Annotated in this window: 2 protein-coding genes; both read right to left on the bottom strand. The window is 63.2% G+C overall.

Features of this window, described 5'->3' with window-relative positions:
* Positions 1-200 precede the first annotated feature (200 nt).
* A complete protein-coding gene (locus tag QZY03_RS18550) occupies positions 201-1400 on the bottom strand; it encodes a hypothetical protein (RefSeq protein WP_295583643.1) in 1200 nt (399 codons plus the stop codon).
* A 226-nt stretch (positions 1401-1626) separates the two neighbouring features.
* Positions 1627-2298 (bottom strand): Fic family protein, encoded by a 672-nt coding sequence (locus QZY03_RS18545; protein WP_295583642.1) that lies wholly within the window; start codon positions 2296-2298, stop codon positions 1627-1629.
* Positions 2299-2417 lie beyond the last annotated feature (119 nt).

Genomic DNA, 2417 nt, shown 5'->3' with positions numbered 1-2417 from the left:
TCGAAGGACACATAGAATTCCTTTTTCTTCCCTCTTGTCATTCGTGCCTTTGTGGTGCATAATTCTTCCCCGCAGACATGCAGATGCTTACCGATAAGATTCACCACAAAGGCACGAAGGACACAAAGAATTCCATTTTCTTCCTTAGTGTCCTTCGTGCCTTTGTGGTGCATAATTCTTCCCCGCAGACCTGCAAGTGCTCACCGAGAAGATTCACCACAAAGGCACAAAGGGCACAAAGAATTCATAATTCTTCTTTGTGTCCTTTGTGGTGAACCTCTTCCGCCCTGTCGCTCGATCCGCCACTGTTCCGCCTGCTCGCGAATGGCCCGGCGCAGACCCCGGCCATTGAGCCCCAGGGTACGCACACCGCTGATCTGGTAGCAGGCGTCCGAGAATTTCGGGTGAACCCGATAGAAGCCCTGCTGACCGGAAAGCCCCTCCTGGAAGCGCCAGACCTGGCGCCGTTGCAGCTCACCGATCAGTGGCGACAGCCGGGCGTTCAGTGCGGCCTCCGTCAAGGGTGCCGGAAAGAGCGCCATATTCAGGCGGCTGAGCAGCCCAAGCACGAAGCCGCCCAGTGACCCGCACAGCACCTCGGCGCCGTCGTCCCCCGCCACCAGCACCGCAATTTCCGTCGGATGGTGCGGGTACTGGCCCGGCGGCAGTTCCAGGAGCAGCCCCCCGCGCGCCTCCGCCGCCCACGAATCCTGCACATAGCCGATGGCCGCGAGCAGCAACGGCCATGGGCCGCGCTGCACCCAAGCGAGCGGATCGGCCCCCTCCTCGCCGGGCCAGCGGCCGCCAAGAATGAAGTCCTCGTCCGGCCCGGCGCCATCCGGATGGGCCACCAGGCGCCCGGGGCACCAGTTGGCATCCACACGCTCGCCGGTCCGATCGATCGGGCTGATCCCTGGCAGCGGCCTCTGCTGCCAGTGGGCAAGTTGGCTTGCCGCCGCCATGACGCGCGTCAGCACCGGCGTCGCCTGCGCCTGATCCGCGGTGTAGCCGAAGAGTTCGCGCTCCAGTGCCGACGCCGTGGTCGGGTCCAAGGTCGCCTGCGCCATTGCGGCCTCGACCCAGGCCGCCGCCCCGCCGAGGCGGCTCACCAACTGTACCAAGGCATTGGCATCCGCGAGCTGCCCCGCCTCCCGGCAGCGCGCCGCGAGTAGCCGCACCCAGGGCATGCGAATCTCAAGCTGGGTGGCCAACACCGCCGCGATCACCTCCTGATCCCCGCTAAGCGTCTGTCTCAGGCCAAGCAGTTGACGACTGATCACCCAGCGGCCCCCATCCGGGCTCAGGTGCGCCAGACCGGTCAGCAAAGGCGCCAGAGCCCCATCGTCCGCCGCACAGGTGCCGACGCTGAACAGCCGTTGGAGCGTCTTAATCATCGTCATGACTCAATCAGCTTCCGGCATCCGCCGCATGAATAAGAATTCACCACAAAGGCACGAAGGGCACAAAGAATACAATTTTCTTTCTTTGTGTCCTTTGTGCCTTGGTGGTGAATCTTCTTCGGTATCGCTGCACCAAAGGAATTCACCACAAAGGCACGAAGGACACAAAGAATGCATTTCTCTTCCTTTGTGTCCTTCGTGCCTTTGTGGTGCATCTTCTTCGGCATCAGCCGCCGCCCCCTGGCGCTGGGTCGTGTTGCTCCTTCTCCAGGATCTCCAGATAACGCTCCAGGCTCTCGATCAGTCGCGCTGTCATGAAGGCCTGCCAGGGAGCGGTGTCCCCGCTGACATGGCGGGTTTCCAGCGCGTCCACATAGTCCGGCCGCTGTTCCGGCGCAATCACCACGGGGGGAAATCCGGCCTGCAACAGGATCAGATTCATCAAGAGGCGGGCGGTACGTCCATTGCCATCGGTGAACGGATGAATGGCGACCAGTCGATAGTGAGCCTCGCCGGCCGTTGCCGGGTTCGCCGGCGCCGCCGCCAGCCAGCGGGCGAAATCGCCCATCAGCGCTGGCACCTCGGCCGGCGATGGGAGCACCGCCAGGGAGCCGGTGATCATGCGCTGGCGTTGACTGTAGCGGCCCGCCTCGTCCCGATCGCTGCGCCCGAGCACCAAGGCATGGATCTGGCGGATGTCGTACTCCACGATCGGCGCCCCACGTTGCGCCAGCTCCCGCACCAAGCGCCAGGCATCCTGGTGATCGATCGCCTCAAGATGGTCCTTGAGCGGCTTGCCGCGGACCGTGATCCCCTGCCCCAACACCAGCGCCGTCTCCTGGCGTGTCAGGGTATTGCCTTCGAGCGCGTTCGAGGTGTAGGTCTCGACTTTGGCCATTTCAGGGAGTCGAGGCCAGTTGATTCAGCACGCGTTGCCAATCCTGGCGGGAAATAACGAGGGCGTCCGGGTCTGCGGTTGAGTTGACGAAATTCGCCGCCGCCCAACTGGTGCGGCGC

The sequence above is a fragment of the uncultured Lamprocystis sp. genome, assembly GCF_903933125.1.
Taxonomy (GTDB): domain Bacteria; phylum Pseudomonadota; class Gammaproteobacteria; order Chromatiales; family Chromatiaceae; genus Thiodictyon.
Note: the sequence above shows the minus strand (reverse complement) of the source record. Positions and strands in the feature narration are given on the sequence as shown.

Excerpts from the sequence above, each read along its gene's own strand:
- QZY03_RS18545 (WP_295583642.1), bottom strand. The coding sequence starts at position 2,298 with ATGGCCAAAGTCGAGACCTACACCTCGAACGCGCTCGAAGGCAATACC.
- QZY03_RS18550 (WP_295583643.1), bottom strand. The coding sequence starts at position 1,400 with ATGACGATGATTAAGACGCTCCAACGGCTGTTCAGCGTCGGCACCTGT.